Source organism: Candidatus Eisenbacteria bacterium, assembly GCA_035577985.1.
Lineage (GTDB): Bacteria > Desulfobacterota > Binatia > DP-6 > DP-6 > DATJZY01.
Map to the genome: position 1 here is coordinate 17734 of DATJZY010000120.1, position 24812 is coordinate 42545.

Genomic DNA, 24812 nt, shown 5'->3' on the forward strand with positions numbered 1-24812 from the left:
CGGTCCCGGGGGCGTCTTTATTTCGCGCGGGCGACAATCGCGAAAAATGGCCTTGACAGCCTTTCCGTTGCCGGGTTACCCACCTCACTGGTCGCCGAAGCACCTGCGAGACCGACGAAGGAGGGAGCTCATGCATTTCGGGAGGAAATTGGCTGCCGTAGCTCTGTGTACGTTCGTGGCCGGCATGGCTCACGCCGCCGACCAGACGATCCTCGGGAACCAGTTCCTGGTGAAGAACCCGACGGTCGATCCGACCAAGCGCAAGCTCGTGGTGAAGGGCAAGGAGCTCGGAAGCGCCAACACCATCGTGGGAAACCCCGTCGCCACCGGTGGCTCGCTCGAAGTGCGCGCTCTCGGCACCAACCCGACCAGCCAGACGTTCTCGCTGCCGCAGGGAACGAGCGGCATCACCGGCAAGCCGTTCTGGAGCGGTGACGCGGTCAAGGGTTTCAAGTACAAGGATCCGAAGGGCGAGAACGGCGCCATCAAGGTCGCGCAGATCAAGAAGTCGGCGAGCGGCACGTTCACGATCAAGGTCGTAGGCGCCGGCAAGCTCGGGCTGATCTCGGTTCTGCCTCCGAACCTCGGCACGAATAGCTGCACGTTGCTCTCTCTGACCGGTGGTGATTCCTACAGCCTCGCGATCGGCGTTCCGACGGGCGCGCAGATCGACAACAAGGGGAGCCTCCAATTCAAGGCGAAGAAGCCCACCTCCGAGGCGACGTGCGTGACGACCACCACGTCGACGTCCACGAGCACGTCGACCTCGACCTCCTCGTCGACGTCGACCTCCACCTCGACCTCGAGCAGCACGACCACCACGACGCTCTACGGCTCGCCGAGCCGGGCCTTCGTGGATCACGTTCTCGGCCTGCTCGACTGATCGAGCCTCAGGCTTCAGCTGACCAACGGGACCCCCGGGGAGTGATCCCCGGGGGTTTCGTCGTTCTGAGCATCGCACTGTGCGTGCTGGCGCTGCTCGCCGCGGCGCGCGGACTCGTCCGTCACAACACCTGGTACCTCGCCAGCGATCAGTTCGCCTTCCTCACCTTCGCCGACGATCTCCTGCGCGGGCGCGTCTTCCACGACCCCGCCACGACCGCCCTCCTCGCCGGCCCTCGCGCCCGGGAAGGGGTCTCCCTCGACGCCTACTACCAGACCTACATCTGGAGGGACGGCGCGCTGTATTCGCGCTATCCGCCGGGCTTTCCCGCCCTCCTCGCGCTCGCGAAGCTCCTGGGCGGGGAGACGGCCCAGCACTGGCTGAATCCCGTCCTCTATCTGGTCCTGCTCGCCCTGGTGGCCCGGCTCGGCTGGAAGCTCGCCTGGTCGAGTCCCGCGACGCGACTCGCAGCCGCGGTTGCGAGCATCTGGGCCCTCCTCGTGATCCCGATCGAGGTCCACTACTGGGGGATCACGGTCGCGCGCGATCTTCCCGCCCACCTGTTGGCCCTCTCGGCCCTCCTCGCAGCCCTCGGTGGGCATGCCGGCCGGGCCGGGCTGGGCCTGGGGCTCGCGGCGTCGATCCGGCCCGACGCCGCCCTGTGGGCGGTGTCGATAGGCCCCGCGCTCCGATCTGCCCCCGATCGGGGATCGACGCTGCGGGGGCTGCTCGGCTTCGCCCTCGGGACGCTGCCGTTGTTCGCGTACAACACGATCACCCAGGGGCACCCCTTCTCCTTCACCCAGGGCAGCGAGTTCCGCTGGCTCTTCGTGTCGGGTGGGCACATGGCCCAGGCATCGCTGCTGGGCGCGGTGAGCCTCGTCTCGGGTGGCGCGTTTCGGCTGGCGAACTTCCCGGCGACGTTCCCGGCCCACGTCCGCTACCTCGCGACCGGCTTCGGCGCGTTCCTCGTGCTGGCGCTCGGGACGCTCGGCGTCGGCATCGCACGGCGCCGGCCGATCGCGCCCGCGCTCGGCCCCTATGCCTTCATCGCGTTCCTCTTCTACAGCTGCTGGGGTCACGGCGATCCGCGCTACCTCGTCGGCGTCTCGCTGTGCCTCATCATCCTCGCGGCGGTCGGCGCCGCCGAGCTCGCAGCCTTCGTCGCGGATGCGGGTGTGCCCTGGCAGCGGCGAGCGCTCCTCGTCGGCGCGGCCGTCGTCGCCACCCTCGCCTTCGACGCCTGGGTTCCGCGCGATCCGGCGAGGGGCCTGACGGCGCTCGAACGCGCCGTCACGGCGGCGATCGTCCTGGCGGGAGCGCTGCCGCTCCTGCCCGTGGGTCGCCGCCTCGCCGGGTGGGCACCGATCGTCCCGGCGCTCGCGTTCGCGTCGTTCGGCATGGCCCGCCTCCTCGGCGCACAGGGCGGATACGACTCCTTCCAGGCGGAGCAGATCGCGCGGGCGCGGGCGGCGGTCGAGTCGCTCGTGCCGGCGGGCTCGATCGTCCTCACGTCGCCGGCGCTCGGGCGACCCGCCGAGAACATCACGCACTACACGCACGCCGACGCGCACTACGTGGGCGAGCTGAAGCTGCTGTTCTCCAGCGCCGACCTGGCGCTCGCGCGCTGCGGTCTGAATGGCCGCCGCCTCTTCCTACTCCTCGGCGCGGCGGAGCCTCTGCCGTTCAAGTTCCCGCGCCAGTGGTGGTCGGCGTCGGAGGTCGCGCGCCGGACCGGCGACGCGCTCCGCGACTGGTTCGTCGATCCCCGGCGGGTGCCCGAAGGCGCCGTGCTCTACGAGGCGACCATGTCGCCTATTCTGCTTCGTCGGTAGGCGGCGGCGCCTCGCGCGCGGGCTTGGTCGGCGCGGCGGGCGGCTGCGGCGACGTCGAGGGTCGTTCGGGAGGGCGCTCCTCGCGCCGGCCACGCACCGGCCCCTTGCCCGTCCGCGCGGGAGCGGGCGGCGCGGCCGGCTCCAGCGGCTCGTCCTTGCGCTCGTGCTCCTCGTCGGCGGGCTCTTCGCCGTCGTGCTCGGGCGGCGCGGTTTCGGTCTCGTCGCCCGGCACCTTGGGCGCACCCACGTCCTCCGCCCACTCGCGCTCGAGGGTCTTCGACCGCTCGGGAATGCCCTCGCCCAGCGGCGCCGTCTCGAGCAGCTTGTCGTCGTCCTCCTGGGCGGCGACGGACACGGCGAGCGCGAGGAAGAGCGCCAGCGCGAGCACCCGCATCGCGCTCCGCCTAGCCGCTGGGACGACGGGGGTCAACGCGCAACGAGGCGGGCGCTACTTCTCGAGCTCCTCGCGAATCGAGTACAGCTTCTGCCGCGCGTCGATGATGGGCGCGTCCAGGTTGCGGCGGTGGTTGGCGAAGAGCCCCGCCGGCCCGCCGTCGAGCACGACCAGCGGCTTCGTCGACGCCGCGCGGCCGAGCGCCGCGGCGACCTCCGAGAGGAGCTGCTTCAGCGCCGGACGGTTGATCAGGTCGTCGGCGTACTCGCGTGCCACCGCGAGGGTCAGATGGTGGAGCGCATGGGCGACGCCCTGCGCGTGATAGTAGTAGTCGTCGGTCTTGAGGATCGACACGGGCGATCCGTCGGCCTCGGTCTCCTTGAAGAGGCTCGCATGCGCGTCGCCCAGCAGGTCGCCCCAGCTCTGGAAGAGCCGGATCAGCTCGACGTTCCGGCCCTCGATCGGCTTCGAGCGCGGCGGCGTCGTGTGCAGCCCGTCGACGTACGCGCGCAGCGCGCGTACGCCCTCGCGCAGCTTGCTCTCCGCCGACGGCAGCATGAGCCGCTGCATGTCGTTGCGGAACGCGGTGTCGGCCGCGACCAGGTTCGGATCGTACTCGGTCGCCGACACTTTCGTCAGGTGATCCTTCAGCACGCGCGTGCTCTCGCGGACCGCCACGAGGATCCCGAGCTGGCGATTGGCGTTGTTGTCGGCCCACAGGCGCGGGCCCCACAGGATGAAGTCGTTCGGCCGCCACCCCGAGAGGCCCTTCAGCTCGTGCTCGACCAGCTCCGCCAACGTCGTGGCGTAGATCTCGCCCCGCACGAAAGGCGTCCCGTCGGGATACCGCTCCGCGATCGAGAACGGCAGCACGTCGTGCCCGTTCTGCGTCACGTGCAGGACGATGGGCCCGGCCGCGGCCAGGACGAGCAGCAGGAGGGCGAGGGCGAGCGCGGAGCGCAACGAGTGCTTCCGTAGCAGAAGGCCCCGCATCCGGGAACCTGCCGGCGTTGACGGCGCCGGAGGCCGCCGGATAGTGGATCCGACATGACGCCCGCCGACCTGGTCGAGATCGAGCTCATCAAGCGCCTCAAGTACAAGTACATGCGCTGCCTCGACCAGAAGCGATGGGACGAGATGGCGGACTGCTTCACCGACGACGCCGTCGCCGCGTACAGCGGCGGCAAGTACACGTACGAGGGCCGCGACGCGATCCTCGCGTTCTTTCGCGCCTCCATGGGCTCGACGAGCTTCCTGTCGAGCCACCGCGTGCATCACCCCGAGATCGACCTCACGAGCCCGACGACGGCGACCGGCACCTGGGCGCTCGAGGACGTGGTGGTGGACGCGCAGCGCGACTTCAGCCTGCGCGGCGCGGCCTTCTACACCGACGAGTACGTGAAGGAAGCCGGCCGCTGGAAGATCCGCCGCACGTCGTATCTCCGCTCGTACGAGGAGATCCAGATGCGCAGCCAGCCGACCCCGCCGCAGCTCACCGCGAGCTGGTGGGACACCGGCGGGCAGAGCCAGCTTCCCCTGCCAGAGCACGTGGCCAACCTGCCGCGCTCGAGCCTGCGCGACCGGCGATGACGCAAGTTCTCCGGCTCGTCTGCTTCGTGCTGATCGCGTCGGCGTGCGCGCGCAGCCCCTACACCGGCCGCATGCAGTCGATGGGCGTCGACGAGAGCGAAGCCATGGAGCTCGCCGACCGCGCCGCCGAACAGTATCGGCGTCGCATCAAGCCCGTCGCCGACCCCGCCGTCACCGAGCGCGCGAACCGCGTCGCGACGCGCCTCGTCGCCGCCGCCAAGAACGGCCCCGCCGGCGAGCGAGCGGCGCGTTTGCCCTGGGAGGTCGTCGTGGCCGAAGGCGTCGACACCAACGTCGCGGTGCTCGAGAACGGCAAGATCTTCGTCGGCGCCGCCCTCCTGCGCGTGGCGCGGACCGACGCCGAGCTCGCCGGGCCGCTCGGCAACGCCGTGGCACAGGTGATCCTTCGGCATCCGAGCGAGCGGGCGAAGCCCCGCATCATCCCGCAGATGCTCGCGATGACGGAGACGTCGGAGCCGGAGGGCCCCTCGCCGCTCGAGACCGAGCAGGAGAACGAGGCCGACTACGTCGGCCTGCTCCTCGCCGCCGAGGCCGGCTACGATCCGGACCAGGTCCTCCCGATCTACGACCGCTTGGGCGAAAGCGCGCGCGCCGATCGCCTCCGCAAGCGCCTCCCGGAGCTCAGGGACACGCTGTCCGCGGCGAGCGGATGACCGGTCGTGCGTGCCGCCAAAGCTACGCCCTCGCCCCCGAGCCAAGACGAAGTCCTGGCTCGCCGCCTCAGTAGCGGCCGCCCGAGACGTGGATGGTCTCGGCGGTCACGTACTCCGCGTCGTCCGAGGCGAGGAACGCCGCGACCCCCGCCACGTCCTCGGCCTTGCCGAGGCGCGGGATCGGCAGCGTCGGCGCGATGCGCTCGACCAGGTCCTTGTAGTGCGGGAGCGAGGTCACGCCGGGCGTCGCGATGACGCCGGGCGCGATGCAGTTGACGGTGACGCCGAACTTGCCGAGCTCGAAGGCGAGCGAGCGCGAGAGGCCGATTACGCCCGCCTTCGACGCCGAGTAGTTCGTCTGGCCCTTGTTCCCGAGGTGCGCGCGCGAGCTCATGTTGATGACGCGGCCCCACTTCTTCGCCACCATGGGCGGCGTGCCGTACTTGCAGCACAGGAACGTGCCGCGGAGGTTCAGGTTCACGACCGCGTCGAAGTCGGCCGCCGACATGTCGCGCATGAGCTTGTCGCGCGTGATGCCGGCGTTGTTCACGAGCACGTCGAGCGAGCCCATCTCCTTCACGGCGCGCTCCATGAGCTCGACGACGAAGCGCTCGTCCGTGACGCTGCCGGCGACAGCGAGCGCCCGGCTGCCGGCCGCACGCACCAGCTCGGCCGTGTGTCCGGCCGTCTCGGCGTTGAGATCGTTCACCACCACACCGGCGATCCCCTCGCGCGCGAAGCGCACGGCGATGGCCTCGCCGAGCCCCTGCCCCGCGCCGGTCACGACCGCGATCTTGCCCTGCAAACGTGCCGACATGCGTCCTCCGAAGCTCAGCGTATGGCGTCGATGCCGAGGAGCTCCCGGCCGATGACGAGCTGTTGGATCTGCGTCGTGCCCTCGGCGAGCGTCAGATGCCGCAGGTCGCGGTAGTAGCGCTCGACCGGGAACTCGCGCGTGTAGCCGTAGCCGCCGTGGATCTGGATGGCGAGCTTCGCGACCCGCTGGCCCGACTCGGTGGCGAAGAGCTTCGCCTGCGACGACTCGAGCACGCCCTTCTCGCCCCGCGAGAGCGCGGCCGCCGCGCGATACGCCATGAGCCGGCTCGCGTCGGTCAGGTTCGCCATCTCGGCGATCATCGCCTGCACGAGCTGGAAGCCGCCGATCGTCTTGCCGAACTGCTTGCGCTCCTTCGCATAGCGCACCGACGCGTCGAGCGCCGCGCGGGCGAGGCCGATGGCCGCGAACGCGACCGCGCAGCGTCCCTGCGCGAGCCCGCGGAGCGCCAGCCGCAGCCCCTTTCCCCGCTCGCCGACGAGGTTCCGTTTCGGCACGAGCACGTCCTCGAACGACAGCTCGGCGAGCGGCGTCGCGAGGTTGCCCATCTTCTCGAGCGCGCGCGCCTCGAACGGCGACTCGCGCCGGTCGACGATGAAGCCGGTCGGACCCGCGTCGCGCACCTTCGCGATCACGAGGCCGACGTCGGCCACGGTGCCGTTCGTGATGAGCGTCTTCGTCCCGCGCAGGCGATAGGCGTCGCCCGCCTCCTCGGCGACCAGCTCCACGCCGGAGGCGTCCGAGCCGACGTTCGGCTCCGTGAGGCCGAAGAACGCGATCAGCGCGCCGCCGGTGAGACCCGGGAGGTACGCCGCCCGCTGCTCGGGCGTGCCGGCCTCGGCGATGATCCCCGTCACCATGTTGTGCGTGGTGACCGAGCTGCGCAGCGATCCCCAGCAGTAGGCCAGCTCCTCGACGAGCACGAGATAGGACGTGAAGTCGAGCCCGTGCCCCCCGTGCTCGGACGACACGGTCGCCCCGACGAACCCGAGCTCCGCCAGACGCGGATAGAGATCGCGCGGGAACTGCTGCTTCGCCTCCGCCTCCGCCACCCGCGGCGCCACCTCCCGCTCGAGAAACCGCCGCGCCGTATCGCGCAGCAGCTTCTGCTCGTCCGTCAGCTCGAAATCCATGGGAACTGCGGTTTGTAGAATCCCGCCCGAGACCGCGTCAAGGACGCACGTGCAGTGCCGTGCGATGCGAAGCGAGCGGCGCGAGCGGCCCGGCGGGGCGAGGCGTGAGCGAGCCCGCAGGGCCCTGCGCGCGCTTCGGTTGGCGGGTGTGACGTCGCGGCCCACGAGGCGCGCGTGGCCCGAGGACCGCGAGCGAACGCCTCGCCCCGCCGGGCCGCCCGCGCCGCCGGTCGCCGCCACCACGCACCGAACGCCGCCTTGCACGAGCCGCGCGAAGGGCAGATGTATGGAACGTCATGGCAATGGAACGGATCGAGCTCGGCAGAGACTGCGAGGCCGTACAGATTCCGATCGGCACCGCGGTCACGCTCGAGAAGGGCACCGAGGTCTACCTCATGCAGTCGCTCGGCGGCTCCTACACGGTGCAGGCGCCGGCCTATGGCGGGCTCTTCCGGATCGCCGGGCGCGACGCCGACGCGATCGGGAAGGAACCCCTGCCCGATCCGGTGGCGACGGCCACGGCCGAGAGCGGCAGCCTCGAGAGCCAGGTGTGGAGCATGCTGAAGACGTGCTTCGACCCCGAGATCCCGGTGAACATCGTCGACCTCGGCCTCGTGTACGACATGCGCATCAGCCCAGAGGGCGACGGCAGCCGCGTCGACGTCCAGATGACGCTCACGGCGCAGGGCTGCGGCATGGGCACGTCGATCGCCGCCGACGCGCGCCACAAGATCCTGGCGCTGCCGGGCGTGACCGACGCGAACGTCGAGATCGTGTGGGATCCCCCGTGGACGCCGCAGATGATCTCGCCCGAGGGGCGCGAGCGCCTCGGGATGGCCTGAGCGCGATCAGGTCTCGAGCGCAGCCGGCGCGGCCGCCGCGACGACTTCGACCGGGCCCTCGCCCGGCGCGTTGGCGGCGCCTCCGCCGTTGCCACGACGTCCGCGACGGCGCCGGCCGCCACGACGGCGCCGTCGCCGGCGCCCTCCTTCGCCGCTCGGCGCAGCGGGCGCGCCGTTCGTGTCGGGCGCCGCCTCGTCGGCGACGGCGGCCACGCCGCGCTCCTCCATCTCGGATTCCATGTCGGCTTCGAATTCGTCGGGATCGATCGCCGTCGCGCGGGCCGGGGCCACGTGCTCCGTGGCGGGCCCGTCGACGAGGCGGATCATGCCGTTGCGGCTGACGTCGAGCTCCTTGATGCGCTTCAGGCGGGTGATGAGCCTCGGCGACCCCGGCGTGCGCCGGAAGCCGCGGGAGCGGAGCCCGTTCGAGAGCTGGTCGAGCGTGACGCCGCCGGGCGAGCCCACCATGAGGTCGCGCACGACGTCGATGAGCTCGTCGTGCGGCGCCGTGTGGGCTTCGGCGTCGACGACCTCGGCCGCGGGCGCGTGATGGTGGACGGCCGCCGGGGCGTGCGGGCGGACCGGCTGCGGATACGGGCGATGCCGCGCCGGCTCCTGCTGCCGTCCGCCACGCCGTCCGCGTCCGCCGCGCCCGCGCCGGCCGCGCGAGCGCGACTCGGCGGGCGCCCCCTCCATGCGCTCGGCGACGACGTGCCCGGTGAGCGAGCGATACGAGAGCCGGCGATACTGAACGCCGAGGCTCGCGGCCACGTCACCGACCGCGTCGAATGCCTGGTCGTCCGAGACCACGTCGATCATGTCGCCGGGACGCGCACCCGCGAGCCAGACGCCGGCGGCGACGGCGATGCGGAGATCGCTCCAGTCGCGCACGCCGACCGAGGGCGCGCTGTGCACGAGGTGGGCACCGGTCTGCGCGAGCAGCCGCGCCGTCTCGTGACCGATCACCCGCCAGTTCCCGACCGCGGTGAAGTCGGTGTCGATGCCGATGCGGTCGATCATGAGGTGCCGGAGCACGGTTTCGATGTCCTCCGGGCGGCTCGTGTTCTCGACGTCGAGGAAGATGCCGCGACGCTGGTCGGGAAGGGGCCGCGGCGGCGGGGGCGGCAGCACCCGGGCGGCGAACGCCGGCTCCGGGACGACCGTCACCACCGGGTCGGGTAGCGTCTCGGCCTCCGCCTCGACGATCGCCGTCTCCTGGGCGGGCTCGAGCAGGAACTCTGGGTCCTGGCTGGTGGGGGTTGGGGCCTTTCGGCCGGTGGATCTTTTCCTTGGTGTCGTGGATCGTTTCCTAGTTGCCACGGCGAGCCCATATCACGCCGCCCCGTGGCATGCATGCGCGCACCAGGGAGCGTTGACTCGCCCCCGGGGCCCTGCTCTGGCTCGTCCACCAATGCTGCCAAGGAGGCGCCCGATGTGGAGTGTCGCCCTCGCCACCGTCTGCGTCCTCGCCCTCGCGGCCGTCGGCGGCGCCGCGAGCTTCCCGCCGGACGTCGTCGAGGCCCTGAAGACGTCGAAGAACCTCTACGTGGCCACGAAACGGAAGGACGGCACGCAGAGCTCCGTCGCTCCCATCTGGTTCATGTTCGACGGCGACGCCGTCTACTTCACGACCGCGCCCGGCACCCACAAGGCGACGCGGATCGAGCACGGAAGCCCCGTCCTCGTCTGGGTCGGGGCCGAGAACGGCCCTCATTTCGTCGGCAAGGGCGAGATCGTCCACGACCCGGCCATCGCCGACAAGATGGCCCCCGTCTACGACCAGAAGTACTGGATCTCGTGGATGGGATTCTTCCGGCCGCGCGCCGATCGGGTGCGGGAGGGGAAGACGCTCATCGTCAAGGTGACGCCGGCCGAGTAGCGTCCCTCCTCGGGGGCTCCGAGGTGACGGACCTGGCCATGTGTGGCAAGAGGCCCCATGGCCCGCGAGCGGTTCCTCGTCGCGCTGATCAAGCCGTCGCACTACGACGATCAGGGGTACGTGATCCAGTGGCTGCGCGGCTGGATTCCGTCGAACTCGCTCTCGAGCGTCTATGGTCTGATGCTCGACCTCCAAGCTCGGAAGGTGCTCGGCGACGAGGTCGACATCGAGGTGGAGGCCTTCGACGAGACGAACCGGGTGCTCCCGCTGCGACGGCTCGTTCGCCGCTTGCGGAGAAACGGCGGCGGTGGGCTCGTCTGCCTGGTCGGCGTGCAGACGAACCAGTTCCCCAGGGCGCTCGACATCGCGCGACCCCTGCGCGCCGCCGGCATCCAGGTGGCCATCGGGGGCTTCCACGTGAGCGGCAGCCTGGCAATGCTCCCCGAGGTCCCCTCCGATCTCGCCGAGGCGCAAACGCTCGGCATCACCTTGTTCGCCGGCGAGGCCGAGGGGCGGCTGGAGGCGCTGGTGCGCGCCGCACACGAGCGGCGGCTCGAGCCTCTCTACAACCACTTGCAAGACCTTCCGCACCTCACGGGACAACCCATCCCGTTCTTGCCCGCTCGCCTCGCGCGCCGCTACGTCGGCACCCTCGGCAGCTTCGACGCCGGGCGTGGCTGCCCCTTCACTTGCAGCTTCTGCACCATCATCAACGTCCAGGGACGCAAGTCGCGATACCGTGATGCGGACGACGTGGAGCAGCTGATCCGCGCCAACGCGTCGCAGGGCGTGCACCAGTTCTTCATCACCGACGACAACTTCGCGCGCAATCGGAGCTGAGAGGCGATCTTCGACCGGGTCGCCGAGCTGCGCGAGACGCACGGTTTTCGCGTGCACCTCACGATCCAGGTCGACACGCTCTGCCATCGGCTTCCGAACTTCGTCGAAAAGGCAATGCACGCAGGGTGCAAGCGGGTCTTCATCGGCCTCGAGAGCATCAATCCCGCGAGTCTGAAAGGAGCCTCGAAGGGCCAGAACCGCATCACGGAGTACCGCCGGATGTTGCAGGCGTGGCGTACCGCGGGCGTGCTCACGTATGCGGGATACATCCTCGGCTTCCCCGAGGACACACCGGACAGCATCGCGCGCGACATCGCCATCATCCAGCGCGAGCTGCCCATCGACATCCTCGAGTTCTTCATCCTCACCCCGCTTCCGGGATCGCAGGACCACAAGGACCTGCACCTGAAGAGCGTCGCGATGGACGAGGACATGAACGCCTACGACCTCGAGCACGTCACGACCGACCATCCCCGCATGAGCCGCGCGGCCTGGCAGTCCATCTATGACCGGGCCTGGTCCCTCTACTACTCGTGGGAGCACATGGAGACGCTGCTCAAGCGGGCCATTGCGACCGGCGTCGGGAGTCAGCGCCTGTCGGCGATGCTCTTCTATTTCCTGGGCAGCCACCTGTACGAGCGAGTGCACCCGCTGCAGAGCGGCGTGGTCCGGCGCAAGGTCCGCACCCAGCGCCGCCCCGGCCTGCCCCGCGAGACTCCATTCGTGTTCTACCCTCGGCGGACGTGGGAGATCGTCACGACGTACGGGCCCGGTCTGTGGTTCCTCTGGCGGCTCGGTCGGCTGCGCCGGCGCCTCGAGCGTGACGTGTCGACGCGACGCTACACGGACGTCGCCATCGCGCCGATCGACGGTGACGAAGACGAGGCGCTCGAGCTCTACAGCGCGACGGAGGCGGCACGCCGCTCCGTCGCCGAGGCCAGGACACGCGCCGAGATGATTCGCGCGGCACGCGCCGTCAATGCCGGCTGAGTGTGGGGGACGTCTATCGGTCCGTCGGCGTCCGCGGCTCGCCCACCACTTCGCGCCGCTCGGGATCGTAGCGGATCCACAGCTCGCCGCGCGCGATCTGGAGGAGGGTCTCGCCCGTGAGCCGCCGGCGCCAGCCGTGGAGCAGGCGGTTCTCGGCTTCGGCATCGCCGTTGCGTGACTTGGTGGTCGAGAGCTCGACCAGGCCCTCGATGTCGCGCGCGCTCGCGATCACCTCGGGGGCGATCTCCTCGCGGTCAGCGACCGCCTGGACGGACGCGCGCAGGAGGGCGATCAGTCCCGACGGCGGCGCGTGACGCCGCTGCCGCACCGGCGGCTCGGGCCATTGGTCGCGCGGGCACGCGACGCCTTCCTTGATGGCCGCGAGGAGCCCCTTGCCGTGGCGATCGACGGTGCCTGGCGAGAGCCCGCGCACGCCGCGCAGCTCGTCGACGGTCTCGGCCGGGCGCGCCGCGAGCGTCGTCAGCACGACGTCGTTGCAGATGAAGTTCGGCCGGATGTTGGCGCGGCGCGCGGCGCGCTCGCGCCAGGCGGCGATGCTGCGCAGGACCGCCAGCTCGCGCGCGTCGAGGCGCTGCCAGGACTTGACGCCGCGATACAGCTCCTCGTCGGGCTCGGGGGCCCACCGCGCGGGATCTTCGAGGTCGCGCAGCTCCTCCTCGACCCAGGCGAGCCGGTCGCGGCGCTGCAGCTCGACGCGGAGCTGGTCGTGCATCGCGAGGAGGTGCACGACGTCCTGCTCGGCGTAGACGACCTGCTCGGGCTTGAGCGGGCGGCGGATCCAGTCGGTGTACGTCTGGTCCTTGCGGATGCGGACCTTCAGCACGCGCTCGAGGAGTGCCGACAGCCCCACCTGCAGGCCGTAGCCGAGGAACGCGGCTTCCACCTGCGTGTCGACGACACCGCGCATGGGCGTACCCATGAGGACGGCCAGGATCTCCAGGTCCTGACCGCCGCCGTGGAGCACGACCGGGATCGCCGGATCCTGCAGCACCGGAAACAGCGCCGAGAGATCCTTCAGCGCGACGGTGTCGATGACGGCGACCGTCGAGTCGGTCGCGATCTGGATGACCCCCAGCTCCGGCCGGTACGTCCGCTCCCACACGAACTCGGTGTCGAGCGCGAGCCGCCCTCCTGCTCGGATGGCCCTCACCAGGGCCACCAGCTCCGAATGCGTCGTGAGCAGGGGCGAGACGGGGGGTGTCACGGCGGGGTGGAGGTATCGCGGACGCCCGCCTGCCCGCAACCACCGGGTCACGGCTCGATTGACGCGCGCGTCCTTGCTATCGCCAGGGGCATCATGGCCGACATCGACGCCTTCCGGGCCGAGCTGCGCGCCTGGCTCGACACCAACGTTCCCCGCGACCTCCACCCGGACGCGGCTGAGAAGCTCCCCGAGCCCGAGCGCGTGAAGCGCCTGCGAGCCTGGCAGCGAAAGCTCGCCGAGAACCGCTGGGTCGCCATCAACTGGCCCGAGGAGGCGGGCGGCCGCGGCGCGAGCATCCCTCAGCAGATCGTCTACGTCGAGGAGATGGCACGCGCGCAGGCGCCCGAGGTGATCGGCAACCTCGGCATCGGCATCGCCGGCCCACCGATCATCGCGTACGGCACCGAGGAGCAGAAGCGTCGTTTCCTGCCGCGCATCCTCGCGTGCGACGACCTGTGGTGCTTCGGCTTCTCGGAGCCGGGAGCCGGGTCCGACCTGGCGTCGCTCCGCACGCAGGCCTCGCTCGAGGGCGATCATTTCGTCGTGAACGGGCAGAAGGTCTGGACGACGCTCGCGCACCACGCCGACTGGTGCATGCTGCTCGCGCGCACCGATCCCGGGACGAAGCGCGCGAAGGGTGTCTCGTGCCTGCTCGTCGACATGAAGACCCCGGGCGTGACGGTGCGGCCTCTGCGCCAGATCACCGGTGAGGCCGACTTCAACGAGGTGTTCTTCGAGAACGTTCGCGTGCCGAAGGAGAACCTGCTGGGCGGGCTGCACGAAGGCTGGCAGATCGCCACCTCGGCGCTCCAGAACGAGCGCGGCATCCTCTACGTGGTCGGGATGCAGATCCTCTTGAAGGAGCAGCGCGACAAGCTCCTCGATTTCGCACGCGCGCGCGGTGCCGGACGCGATCCGATCCTCCGCCAGCAGCTCGCCAAGGCGTACCTCGGCACCGAGACCTTCCGCATGACCTGCCAGCGCACGCTCGACAAGCTCATGCGTTTCGGCTTTCCCGGGCCCGAGTCGGCGATCATCAAGCTGCACTGGACCGAGCTCACGCAGATGATGCCCCAGATCGGCATGGAGATCCTCGGCGCCGAGGGCCTCGTCTACGACGCCGACGACGGCGGGCCCGCCCTGCTCCAGCGCTCGTACCTCGGCGCGCGGGCGGCGAGCATCGCGTCGGGCACCTCGGAGATCATGCGCGGCATCATCGCGATGCAGGTGCTGGGGCTGCCGCGTGGGACGTGAGCGCGCCCCGAGCCTACGTTCGTAACCTCTTCCTCCGCCTGTTCGGCGTCATCCTCGCCGTCGCGTTCGCGTCGCTCGGCGTGCAGGCACGCGTCCTGTGGGGTGCGCATGGCCTCCTGCCGGCCTGCCCGGTCGCCGAGGCGATGGGACCGACGCTCTTCCGCTTCTGGTGCACCGACGGGGCGCTGGTCGGGGCGGCGGCGGCGGGGATCGTGCTCTCGCTCGGGCTCGTCTTCCTGGTGGCGCCGCGCTGGTGTCTGGTCGCGTGCTGGATCCTCTACCTCTCGTTCGTCAGCGTCGGGCAGGACTTCCTCTGGTTCCAGTGGGACAACCTGCTGCTCGAGACCGCCTTCTTCACGCTGTTCGTGACTCCCGGGGGGCTCCGTCCCCGCGCCGCGCCGCCGCCCCACCCGATCGGCGTCTTCCTGATGCAGTGCCTGCTCTTCCGCCTGATGGTGGAGTCGGGCGCCGCGAAGCTCCTCGCCGGCGATCCCACCTGGCGCGATCTCACGGCGATGGCGACGTACTACGAGACCGCGCCGCTCCCGACCTGGGTCGGGTGGTGGATGCATCAGCTCCCGCTCTGGATGCATCGCGCGTCCAGCGCCGCGACGATGGTGGTGGAGATCGGAGCACCGCTCTGCATCTGGGGACCGCGCCTGGTGCGCCGCATGGCGGTCCTCGCGATGCTCGGCTTCCAGGTGTTCGTGATCCTCACCGCGAACTACGGCTTCTTCAACTATCTCTCGGCCGCGCTCTGCCTGTGGGCGCTCGACGACCACGATTTTGGCCGGCAGGAGGTCGTCGCGCGCGAGCGATCGGTCGTCGCCGACGTGGGCCTCGGGGCGGCGGTGCTCGTCCTCGTGCCCTTGACCCTCATCCCGTTCCTTCCCTTCCTGCAGCTACCCGGGCTCGCGCGCGCCGTCGCACCGATCGAAGACGTCATGAACGATTATCGCTCGATCAACGCGTACCACCTCTTCGCCTCGATGACGCTCGTGCGTCGCGAGCCGGTGATCGAGGGCTCGAGCGACGGCGTCACGTGGCTGCCGTACGAGTTCGACTACAAGCCCGGGGATCCGGGGCGCGCCCCGCCGTTCGTGGCGCCGCACCAGCCGCGTGTCGACTTCCAGCTCTGGTTCCTCCTGCTCGGCCGCCGCGGCGCGCCGTACTTCGACGCGCTCCTGGACCGCCTGTTGCACGATCCGGACGCGGTCGCTTCGCTCTTCGCGACGAATCCCTTCCCCGACGCGCCGCCCGAGCAGGTGCGCGTCGCGGTGTACCGCTATCGCTTCAGCGACTGGCGCACGCGCCGCGACACCGGCGTCTGGTGGACGCGTGAGCTCGAGGGGTACACGCGCGCCCTGCAACGCTAGGATCACACCGCGATCTCGCGTGGCTGCCCGTCGGCGTCCGGCGCAAACGCAGAAGCCGCGATCCTCCGGCGCCCGCTCGACGGCGAGCCCGCGGGGATCGCGCGCGCAAACGCGGTCGAGAATCGCCTCGACCGAGCGCAGCTCGCGATCGTGCGTGGCGGCAGGAGGAATCGCGATGCCGCGAAGCGGCGCCATGAAGGGGTGCAGCAGGATGCCCGAGACGGCGCGCACGATCGCCGCCGGGTCGGGCGGGATCTCCGCGAGGCGCGGCGCCCAGCGACCGGGATCGGACCATCGGCTCTGGGTGCGATACGCATCGACGTCCTGTGCCATCGCCCGTCTCCTCATGCGTCCGCGATCGGGACGTACAGATCGACCTCGCCCTCGCCCGTTCCCGGATCCCAACGCGCCGGGTCGTAGTATTCGAAGTCCGGCGCGGGCACGTGACGGTACGGCGACGCCGGCAGCCATCGTCCCCAGACGTGCTTCACCGTGTCGGGAAGGCGCGAGAGGTGCCCCGTGTGCGTCAGAACCGCGTAGGCATTCTCGGGGACGGTGACGACGATCATTCCCTCGGGCACGTCGCCCGCACGCTCCACCTCGACGCCGGCGAGATAGGTGAACCCCGCCTCCTCGACGGTCGCGGGCTCGGCGCCGATGCACACGCCGAGCGTGTGGAGTCCGCGCCGGTGCGGCACCTCGTGGATGCGCGGCGCGAACCGGCCCCACAGCTCGGGGATCCGGGGCGAGGTCGGCGTGAAGCGATCGGCCATGCCGACGACGATGAACGCGGGCTTGCGGACGATCCGTGGCTCCATGAACTCCATCCGTCGCTGGCGCTCGGCGAGCGCCGCCAGGTCGAGTGGGGGATAGCGATAGGCGGGCAACAGGTGCGGCTGCGTGCGCCGGAAGCGCCCGGGCGCCACGCCGACGTACCGTGTGAACGCGCGCGTGAAGGTGGCCTGCGATTCGAACCCGCAGTCGAGCGCCACCTCGACCAGCGGCTCGCGCGTCTCGACGAGCCGCCGGCAGATCTCGGAGAGCCGCCGCTTCCAGACGTAGGTCGCGGGCGTCTCGCCCGTGACGGCGGAGAACGTCCGGTGGAAATGCCAGGGCGATGCGTCGGCGCGTGCGGCGATCGCCGTGAGGGGCAGGTCCTCGAACAGGTGCGCCTCGACGAAGTCGATCGCGCGCTGGATCCGCTCGAGGGTGTCGCTCACGCATCCTTCCTACCCCACCCCGTGCCAGCCCGTCTTTGCCGGGATTGCGACCGCCCCGCCGGCGGCATAGGCGGGGGACGCATGCCGGCGCCCCTCGAGTTCTGGTTCGAGTTCGCGAGCACCTACTCCTACCTCGCGGCGGGCCGGATCGAGCGCGTCGCCGCCGACGCCGGCGTGCCGGTCGTGTGGCGGCCCTTCCTCCTGGGTCCCATCTTCAAGAGCCAGGGTTGGAACGATTCGCCGTTCAACATCTATCCGGCGAAGGGGCGGTACATGTGGCGCGACATGGAACGCCAGTGCGCGCGCTACGGCCTGCCGATGCGGCGGCCATCGCAGTTCCCGCGCGGCAGCCTCGTCGCCGCTCGCATCGCCGCGGTGAAGGCGGGCGAACCCTGGTGCCCGGCCTTCGTGCGCGCCGTCTACCACGCGAACTTCGCCGAGGACCGCGACATCGGTGCGGCCGAGACCGTGCGGGCGATCCTCGACGCCATCGGTCAGCCCGGCGCTGCGCTCGTCGAGCTCGCACAGTCGGGCGAGGCGAAAGACGCGCTGCGCGTCCAGACCGAGCGTGCGATCACGCTCGGAATCTTCGGCGCGCCGACGTTCGTCACGCGCGACGAGGTCTTCTGGGGCGACGATCGCCTCGAGAACGCCCTCGCGTGGGCGCGCGACGGCGGCTGAGCTACTTCTTGCAGCGGGGGTCGGCCGCCTGGGCAGCGGCGATCTGGGCGTCGGTGAGACCCAGCCCCGCCGCGCCGATGACGAACTCGCACACGAGGTCGTGGTCGTGTGCGAGCCGCACATGACACCCCTGACACGATCCCGCCCCGTTCGCGACGTCGCTCTTGCCGCGACTCACGATCCGCGTGCGGTACCTGCCGTTCTTCTTCGGCTCGACCGCGAGCTGGAAGAACTCCCAGTCGTCGCCGTCGGGGTTGAAGCCGGGCTTGCGCTTCAGCATCGCCTCGAACGGGAAGAGCTGGAGCAGCGTGCCCACGGGATAGCCCCGGGACACGTCGCCCGACTCGGTCATCGCGACTGCCGCGCGTTCCTTCTTCTTGCTCTTGTTGAAGACGAAGAAGTTCCTACCGGTCGGCTTGCTGCCGTCGGTGAGGCAGCGGAAACGCGAGCACGAGGCTGGTGCAGCTCACGACGCCGCCGCGGCGTTGCGGAGCACGCGACCCGGGAGCGCGCCCGTGTGCTCGCCGTCCCGCATGAGCACCTGCCCGTTCACGATCGTCGCGACGAACCCCGAGGCGCGCTGCGAGAGGTTCGTCGCCCCGGTCGGGAGGTCGTGCCGGACCTGCGCCATGCCGAGATCCAGACGGTCGAGATCGATGACGTTCAGGTCTGCGTACCACCCCTCGCGCACGAGGCCGCGCTCGGGGATGTCCCACGCGGCCGCCGGGGCGGCGGTGAGCTTGCGCACCGCGGACTCGAGCGTCATGGCGCCGCGCGTGCGCACCCAGTACGCGAGCATGAAGGTCGGGACGCCCACGTCGCACGTCTGGCTCGTGTGCGCGCCCGCGTCGCCGAGGCCGGGGACGCTCATCGGGTGCGCGAGCATCGCGCGCGCCGCGTCCATGTCGAAGTTGTAGAGCGCGATCATGAAGAGCCGGCGGAGCTCCGAGGCGACCATCTCGTCGAGCAGCACCTCGCCCGGCAGGACGCCGCGACGCGCGGCGATGCCGGTGACGCTCCGCTCGGGCGTCGTCTCGTAGGACGCCACACCCGCCTCCGTCAGCGGATAGACGCGATCGAGCGTCGCCATGCCGGCCATGATCTCGCCCGACGGGTCGAGGCTCTCGGCCAGACGCCGGCGGAGGCCGGCGTCGCGCAGAGCCGCCCGGACCTCGTCCTCCGACTTGTCGAGCAGGTCGCCGGCCGCAGGGAAGAGCAGCAGCGGCGAGAGGAGGCCGCCGAAGCCGAGCATGAGACCGATCGAGCGCGGCGCCACCTGCGGCACGATGCGCACCTCGGGTCCCGCCGCGCGCTCGATGCGCGCGAGCGAATCACGCCACTCGTCCGGATACTGGCGCGCCTGCGTCAGCGCCACCGAGACCGGCCGCCCGGTCCGGCGCGCCACCTCGACCAGGAGCGGGAGATCGCGTGCGAAACCCTCGGCCGCTTCGCCCGCGGCGCCGTACGGCACCATCTGGAAGATCCCGGCGCCCCGGCGTCGCAGCGGCTCCACGAGCGCCATCACCTCGCGCTCGTCGGCGAACGTGCCGGGCACGGCGTCGCCGGCCGGCGTGCGGTGCATCGTCGTGCGACCGCTCGAGATGCCGAGCGCACCCGACGCGATCGCCTCGTCGACGGCGGCCTGCATGGTCGCGAGCTCGGACTCGCTGGGCGGCGTGTCGACCACGCCGCGTTCGCCCATCGCATACACGCGCAGCGGCGCGTGCCCGACGTATGCGCCCACGTTGAGCCCGAGGCCGCCCGTCCCGAGCGCCCGCAGGTACTCGCCGAAGCTCTCCCACGTCCACTTCATGCCGGCCGCGATGGCGGCGCGCGGGATGTCCTCGACTCCTTCCATGAGGAACATCAGGTAGTCGCGATCGGCGGGCTTGCACGGCGCGAAGCCGACGCCGCAGTTCCCGACCACGACCGACGTGATCCCGTGCCAGCACGCGGGCGCGCCGAGCGGGTCCCAGGTGAGCTGCGCATCCAGGTGGGTGTGGACGTCGACGAAGCCGGGCGTGACGATCTTGCCGCGCGCGTCGATCACCTCGCGCGCCGGGCCGTCGTACGCGCCCACTGCGACGATGCGATCACCCCGAATCGCCACGTCGGCCTTCGCCGCCGCGGCGCCACTGCCGTCTACGACCGTCCCGCCCCTGAGGACGATGTCCGCCTGCATCTAACGCCCTCCATTGCGCGCAAGCTTCTTCACCTGCTGCTTCGCCTCCCGTGCGATGTCGAGGAGCCGCAATCCGCTGTCCCCGAGCGTTCCCTTGCGGCGCGCGCTCTCGAGCGCCAGCAGGACGGGCTTCAAGGTGCGGCGCACGAGGCGGATCGCCGTGCGATCGCCGCCCGTCTGCGCCGCCTCGATGGCGCTCTCGAGCCCGGGCAGCGCATCGCGCACCTGCGCCACGAGCGGATCTTCGGTCGTGTCCGGATCCTGCACGATGGTCTGCATCGCGGTGACGCCGGCCTGCACGCCCTGGACGCCCTCGATCTCGCTCTGCTCGCAACCCTTGCCCGGCTGGCACCCATCGCCCGTGAACGGGTTCGCATCGTCGCAGGGGAGCGGCGGGCGCGGGCAATTGTCGGGCGGCGTGCCCACGAAGTCGCCGATGGCGACCGGCGTGTTCGCGATCGGCACCGTCGCGGTGCTCCCCGAGCCGGGGATCACGGTCATGGCGTTGGCCTGGCCGCTGGCCACCCACACCGCACCACCGTCGACGACGGCGATGCCGAGCGGGAACGAGCCCACGTCCACCTTCGAGATCACGCGGTCGGCGGCGGCGTCGATCACGGTGATCGTGTCGTCGCCGCTGTTGGTCACGTAGGCCCGCGAACCGGCTGGATCGAACGCGACTCCGATCGGCCGGCGCCCGACGCGCACGGTACCGAGCATCGTGTTGCTGACCGTCCCGATGACGCCGAGCTGCCGTCCCTTGAAGCACGCGACGTAGACCTTCGTGCCGGCTGGGTGCACGGCCACGCCGACGGGGAGGTCCGGCGTGGTGACCGTCGCCGTCACGTGGCCGCTCGCGACGTCGACCACGGACACGGTGCCGCCGATGTAGTTCGCGACGTAGACCTGCCCGCCCGCCGGGTGTACGGCGACGCCGGCCGGCCCGTCACCCACCGCGATGGAGTCGACCACGGTGAGCGACGACGTGTCGATCACGTCGAGTGAATCGGTGTCGTAGGATGCCACGTAGATCCGCGGCAGGAACGGATGCGCCGCGATCCCGAGCGGCTGCGAGGCGACCTGGATGGTGGCGACGACGGTCCGGGAGACCATGTCGACCACCGACACGCTGCGGCTGCCGCGGTTGGTGATGAAGACGCGCTTGCCGTCGGCCTGCCACGCGACGCCCCACGGCTGGTCGCCGACGCCGAGCGTCGTTTCGACCGAGCGCAGGCGCGTGTTGCAGAGCGCGACGCCGTCGCCACGGAAGGTCGTGACGACCGCGATCGGATCGGCGGGGTCGCACGTCGGCCCGTCGACGCCGCGCGGCTGGGAGCCGGAGCAGCGGCCGCCCACGCAGGCCTCGACCCCGTTGCAGGGATCGCCGTCGTCGCACTCGTCCGAGCTCGTGCATGCGGGGAGCGTCGTGGTCGTGGTCGGCGGCGCGGTCGTGGTGGTCGTGGTCGTCGTCGCCTCCTCGGGCAGGCAGCACACGACGCCCGTCGTCAGCTTCGGCTTGAACTGGCACGCAGTCCCCGACTGGGAGTCCCCGCAGCAGGTGGCGTCGACGCGGCCGCTGCCGATGCAGCTGCCGGACGCCTCGCTGTCGTTGTACTGGCAGTACGTGCCCATGCCGGCCATGTCGTCGGCGCCGTCCACACCGGTGCAGGGACCGCAGGTGTTGTTGTCCTCGCTCGCGTCGTAGGCGAAGCAACCCGGGAAGCCCGTCGCATCCTCGAAGCTGACCGTCTTGAGGATCGCCATGTCGTCGGGGGTGCAGACGCGCCAGCCCTCCTGGCACAAGATGGCGCCGTTCGAGACGTGGCCGTCCCACTCGCCCTCGCAGGCGGCGATGTCGGGGAAGTCGCCCACGTCGGTCAGACCCTCGCGCGTGCCGTCGGCGCAGCCGGGCGCCGTCGTCGTGGTGGTCGTGCTGGTGGACGTCGTCGTGGTCGAGGACGTCGACGTGGAGGTGCTGGTCGAGGTCGAGGTGGACGTCGTGGTGGTGCTCGAGGTCGACGTGCTGGTCGACGTGGAGGTGCTGGTCGTCGACGTGGACGTGCTGGTGGTGGTCGACGTGCTCGTCGAGGTCGTCGTGGGCACGGGCGACGACGTGCTGGTCGTCGACGAGGTCGAGGTCGAGGTGCTGCTGCTCGTGGTCGTCGAAGAAGTGGTCGTGCTGGTCGAGGTGGACGTGGTGGTCGTGGTCGGCGGACTGGTCGTCGTGCTGCTGCTCGTGCCCGGGGTGCCCACGCAGTTGCCGTTCTCGCAGTGGTCGGCCGTCGTGCACGCGTTCGAATCGTCGCACGGCAGGGAGTCGTTGGGCGGATGGGTACAGAAGCCCTGCGGCCCGCACACGTCGTCGGTGCACGGGCGGAAGTCGCTGAAGCACGGGATGCCGGGCGTCGGCGTCCCGCGGCAGAAGCCCGTCGCGCACGAATCGTTCGCCGTGCAGTCGTTGCCGTCGTCGCAGGTGGCGTCGGGCGTCGGCGTCCCCCGGCACGTGCCGGCCCCGATGCAGACGCCACCGCTGCCGCAATCTTGGTCCGTGAGACAGAAGACGTCCGCGTTCGAACATTGGCCGGGAGCGCAGGCGTCGGCCGTCGTGCACGGGTTGAAGTCGTCGCAGGGATTCGTGTTCGCCGTCGCCACGCACCCGCCGTCGCCGTTGCAGACGTCGGTGGTGCACGGGTTGAAATCCAGGTTGCACGGCGTGCCGAAGTCCGCGACCATCGACGCCTCGCAGAAGCCGGTCACGCACTGGTCGCCGGTGGTGCATTCGTTGCCGTCGTCGCAGGGGGTGAAGTCGGCGACGTCCTGGTGCTCGCAGGTGCCCTGACCGTCGCAGGCGTCGTCGGTGCAGTCGTTGCCGTCGCTCTCGCAGGAGGAGCCGACCGCCTCGAAGGTGCACGTCGACGAGCAGCAGTCGCCGTCGAAGTTGTTGCCGTCGTCGCAGTCCTCGCCCGGATCGACCTCACCGTCGCCGCACAGCGGCTGGAAGTCGTCGCCCGTCGCTCCGTCGAGCTTCTGGACGACAAAGCCCGGGGGCAATCCGAAGACCGCGAGCTGCCCGCCGATCACCACGTCGCCGTCCTGGTCGAACAGGACCGAGAGCGCGCGCGTCTCCTTGTCGTCGCTGAGGATCCCCGTGCCCCACAGGACCGCGCCGTCGGCGCCGAAGCGCGATTCCGCGTGGAAGCTGGCGGGACCCGTGTCCCACGCGGCCGTGCCGACCGCCGCGATGTCGTCGAGGTCGTCGTGCGCGACGCCGTACCCCGCGGCGGGGAGCGGGACGTCGGAGGTCTCCCGCCAGCCTTCTTCGGCGTCGCTCTCGGCGAAGCGCACCGTGACGAACTGCCGCTGGTCTCCGGTGCCGATCTCGCCCGTGGCGACGACGTCGAAGTCCGACAGGAGCGTCAGGGCGCGGGCCGTGCCGTTCGGGATCGTCCCCGCGGGCGATTGCCACATGGGATCGCCGTCACCGCCGTCGAGCTTCACGACGGCGAACGCGCCGTTCAGCTGCCCCGCTGCGTAGACGACGCCCAGCTCGGCATCGAAGATGATCGCGAGCGCCTCGCCGGCACCGAGCGTGTCCTGTCGCCAGAGCTCGTTCCCGTCGACGTCGTACTTGACGACCGCGAACTGGCCACCGATCTGTCCGGCAGTGTAGGACTCGGTGCCGTCGGTCACGACCGCGCGCGCAACGCCGTCGTCGATCTCGCGGCTCCAAAGAGGGTCTCCGGTATCGCTGGCGAGCTGCATGACGGCGAAACCGGTCGCCTCGCCCGTGTCGGTGTCGTGCGTGAACTTGCCCACCGCGATCACGCGGTTCTCGGAGTCGAGGGCGACCCCGTACGCGACGTCGGCGCCGCAGACCGAGCTGTCGTCGTTGAACCGCCTGGACCAGACCTCGCCGCCCTGGGAATCGGAGCACGTGACCGCGAAGTCCGGGCCGGCGCCGTTCAGCTCGCCGACCGCGATCGCGTTCGAGCCGCGCATGACGAGGGCGTTCGCGTGCCCCTCGCCGTTGAAGTTCGGGAAGTAGAAGCTGTCCGACTGGCCGGTCTGGGGGTTGATCCGCGCGACCATGAAGACGGGGAATGTCGTATAGCCGTAGTCGCCGGCCGCCACGACCTCGCCCTGGGGGTCGATCGCGACTGCCCGCGCGCTACCGGGCGTCGTACCGGGGAGCTGGAAGAGCCAGGCCCGCGCGGCGGACGGCCCGAGCAGAAGGACGGCCAGGGAAAAGCCCCACAGGCCGGCCCACCATACACTTCTGCGATCCTGGAATACCGACAAGGGGCCCACCTAGGAGGGTTACCATGCCGGGCCCCGGCTACGTCAACCGCATCTGCCGTGTCGCGCGCGAAAAGAAGCCCCCGGACCGGGCGGTCCGGGGGCTTCGCGCTGCGGAGGATGCGAGGTGAATCAGGGCAGAACGTCTGCCGAGATCTGGAGCGAGACTGCGCCCGGACCAGGGAGGTCCGCGGCGCCGTCGATGAGGACGTTGCCGGTCGCCGGGATGCAGTAGACCGACGCGAGCGTGGCCGCTCCGGCCGCGGTCGTGATGTTCCCCGCGGGCGATCCCGTCTCGGTGATGTTCGTGACGGCGGGGTCACCGAACGCGCCGGCGTTCGTTTGCGAGGGACAGAAGAGACCGCTGCCGCTGGTCAGCGACGAGGTTCCCGTCGTGATCCCGGCGAGGCTGACCGCGAACTGCGGCAGCGACGGACCGGCGGGCAGACAGTCGTGCGATTCGTTGGTTGTCGAGCCCGGCGTGCAGCCTGCGCCGGCGTTGGCCGCCGCCGAGTCACACGCGCCGGCGATGCACTTCGGGCACGGCTCGGCCGCGTTGGCCGTCACGGCCACCGTCGATCCGAGCAGGATGTCGCCCTTGAATGTCTGTTGCGTGAGTTGCCTCGGACAATCCACCGCACATCACCTTGCCCTCGGTGAACCTGTCGATCGGGAAATCGGGG

At 70.6% G+C, this 24812-nt stretch carries 20 protein-coding genes and 1 pseudogene; 10 read left to right on the top strand and 11 right to left on the bottom strand.

The features are described from left to right. Positions 1–184 precede the first annotated feature (184 nt). A complete protein-coding gene (locus tag VMS22_16785) occupies positions 185–883 on the top strand; it encodes a hypothetical protein (protein HXJ35691.1) in 699 nt (232 codons plus the stop codon). A 41-nt stretch (positions 884–924) separates the two neighbouring features. Next, positions 925–2718, top strand: coding sequence for a hypothetical protein (locus tag VMS22_16790; protein HXJ35692.1), 1794 nt, complete (start codon positions 925–927; stop codon positions 2716–2718). Here VMS22_16790 and VMS22_16795 read toward each other — a convergent pair. Together VMS22_16795 and VMS22_16800 are read right to left on the bottom strand one after the other, a co-directional pair. Then, the gene (locus VMS22_16795) at positions 2699–3112 is read right to left on the bottom strand and encodes a hypothetical protein (protein HXJ35693.1); all 414 of its coding nucleotides are present in this window, start codon (positions 3110–3112) and stop codon (positions 2699–2701) included. The two genes, VMS22_16790 and VMS22_16795, sit on opposite strands and share 20 nt — an antisense overlap. A gap of 54 nt (positions 3113–3166) precedes the next feature. Further along, positions 3167–4075 (bottom strand): DUF2333 family protein, encoded by a 909-nt coding sequence (locus VMS22_16800; protein HXJ35694.1) that lies wholly within the window; start codon positions 4073–4075, stop codon positions 3167–3169. 84 nt (positions 4076–4159) lie between these two features. On the opposite strand from VMS22_16800, the gene VMS22_16805 reads away from it, so the two are divergent. Together VMS22_16805 and VMS22_16810 are read left to right on the top strand one after the other, a co-directional pair. Continuing rightward, positions 4160–4702: a nuclear transport factor 2 family protein gene (locus VMS22_16805; GenBank protein ID HXJ35695.1), complete on the top strand. Its 543-nt coding sequence runs from the start codon at positions 4160–4162 to the stop codon at positions 4700–4702. Continuing rightward, entirely contained in the window at positions 4699–5376 is a 678-nt protein-coding gene (locus VMS22_16810; protein ID HXJ35696.1) for a hypothetical protein, read from the top strand. Before VMS22_16805 ends, VMS22_16810 begins: the two co-directional genes overlap by 4 nt. A gap of 67 nt (positions 5377–5443) precedes the next feature. Here the strand turns inward: VMS22_16810 and fabG are convergent, their stop codons facing one another. Together fabG and VMS22_16820 are read right to left on the bottom strand one after the other, a co-directional pair. After that, complete coding sequence (gene fabG, locus VMS22_16815; GenBank protein HXJ35697.1) at positions 5444–6193, bottom strand: 3-oxoacyl-ACP reductase FabG; 750 nt, start codon at positions 6191–6193, stop codon at positions 5444–5446. Positions 6194–6207: 14 nt separating this feature from the next. Beyond that, the gene (locus VMS22_16820) at positions 6208–7344 is read right to left on the bottom strand and encodes an acyl-CoA dehydrogenase family protein (GenBank protein HXJ35698.1); all 1137 of its coding nucleotides are present in this window, start codon (positions 7342–7344) and stop codon (positions 6208–6210) included. A gap of 296 nt (positions 7345–7640) precedes the next feature. On the opposite strand from VMS22_16820, the gene sufT reads away from it, so the two are divergent. Next, positions 7641–8186 carry a putative Fe-S cluster assembly protein SufT gene (sufT, locus tag VMS22_16825; GenBank protein HXJ35699.1) on the top strand — a complete coding sequence of 182 codons (546 nt, stop codon included), beginning with the start codon at positions 7641–7643 and terminating at the stop codon, positions 8184–8186. A 6-nt stretch (positions 8187–8192) separates the two neighbouring features. Here sufT and VMS22_16830 read toward each other — a convergent pair whose 3' ends face one another. Further along, positions 8193–9506: a hypothetical protein gene (locus VMS22_16830; protein HXJ35700.1), complete on the bottom strand. Its 1314-nt coding sequence runs from the start codon at positions 9504–9506 to the stop codon at positions 8193–8195. A 112-nt stretch (positions 9507–9618) separates the two neighbouring features. Here VMS22_16830 and VMS22_16835 point away from each other — a divergent pair, with 112 nt between their 5' ends. Together VMS22_16835 and VMS22_16840 are read left to right on the top strand one after the other, a co-directional pair. Next, positions 9619–10065, top strand: a complete 447-nt coding sequence (locus VMS22_16835) for a pyridoxamine 5'-phosphate oxidase family protein (protein HXJ35701.1) — start codon at positions 9619–9621, stop codon at positions 10063–10065. A 57-nt stretch (positions 10066–10122) separates the two neighbouring features. Further along, positions 10123–11895 (top strand): annotated as a pseudogene (locus VMS22_16840) (radical SAM protein). Between the two features lie 13 nt (positions 11896–11908). Here the strand turns inward: VMS22_16840 and rnd are convergent. After that, positions 11909–13285 carry a ribonuclease D gene (rnd, locus tag VMS22_16845; protein HXJ35702.1) on the bottom strand — a complete coding sequence of 459 codons (1377 nt, stop codon included), beginning with the start codon at positions 13283–13285 and terminating at the stop codon, positions 11909–11911. Between rnd and VMS22_16850 the strand changes: the two genes are divergently transcribed. Then, positions 13214–14374 carry an acyl-CoA dehydrogenase family protein gene (locus VMS22_16850; GenBank protein HXJ35703.1) on the top strand — a complete coding sequence of 387 codons (1161 nt, stop codon included), beginning with the start codon at positions 13214–13216 and terminating at the stop codon, positions 14372–14374. The genes rnd and VMS22_16850 overlap by 72 nt on opposite strands. Next, positions 14371–15750 carry a lipase maturation factor family protein gene (locus tag VMS22_16855; GenBank protein ID HXJ35704.1) on the top strand — a complete coding sequence of 460 codons (1380 nt, stop codon included), beginning with the start codon at positions 14371–14373 and terminating at the stop codon, positions 15748–15750. The genes VMS22_16850 and VMS22_16855 overlap by 4 nt, the downstream gene beginning before the upstream one ends. Positions 15751–16094: 344 nt before the next feature. On the opposite strand, the gene VMS22_16860 is transcribed toward VMS22_16855, so the two are convergent. After that, on the bottom strand, positions 16095–16970 hold the full coding sequence (locus tag VMS22_16860; protein HXJ35705.1) for an AraC family transcriptional regulator: 876 nt from the start codon (positions 16968–16970) through the stop codon (positions 16095–16097). 81 nt (positions 16971–17051) lie between these two features. Between VMS22_16860 and VMS22_16865 the strand changes: the two genes are divergently transcribed. Then, positions 17052–17651, top strand: a complete 600-nt coding sequence (locus VMS22_16865; protein HXJ35706.1) for a 2-hydroxychromene-2-carboxylate isomerase — start codon at positions 17052–17054, stop codon at positions 17649–17651. Between the two features lies 1 nt (position 17652). On the opposite strand, the gene VMS22_16870 is transcribed toward VMS22_16865, so the two are convergent. The 4 genes from VMS22_16870 to VMS22_16885 all read right to left on the bottom strand — a co-directional run bounded on the left by VMS22_16870 (position 17653) and on the right by VMS22_16885 (position 24765). Continuing rightward, on the bottom strand, positions 17653–18003 hold the full coding sequence (locus VMS22_16870) for a hypothetical protein (GenBank protein HXJ35707.1): 351 nt from the start codon (positions 18001–18003) through the stop codon (positions 17653–17655). Positions 18004–18117: 114 nt separating this feature from the next. Further along, positions 18118–19833, bottom strand: coding sequence for an amidohydrolase family protein (locus VMS22_16875; protein ID HXJ35708.1), 1716 nt, complete (start codon positions 19831–19833; stop codon positions 18118–18120). Further along, the gene (locus VMS22_16880; GenBank protein ID HXJ35709.1) at positions 19834–24132 is read right to left on the bottom strand and encodes a hypothetical protein; all 4299 of its coding nucleotides are present in this window, start codon (positions 24130–24132) and stop codon (positions 19834–19836) included. It lies immediately after the preceding gene. Between the two features lie 129 nt (positions 24133–24261). Further along, a complete protein-coding gene (locus tag VMS22_16885) occupies positions 24262–24765 on the bottom strand; it encodes a hypothetical protein (GenBank protein HXJ35710.1) in 504 nt (167 codons plus the stop codon). Positions 24766–24812 lie beyond the last annotated feature (47 nt).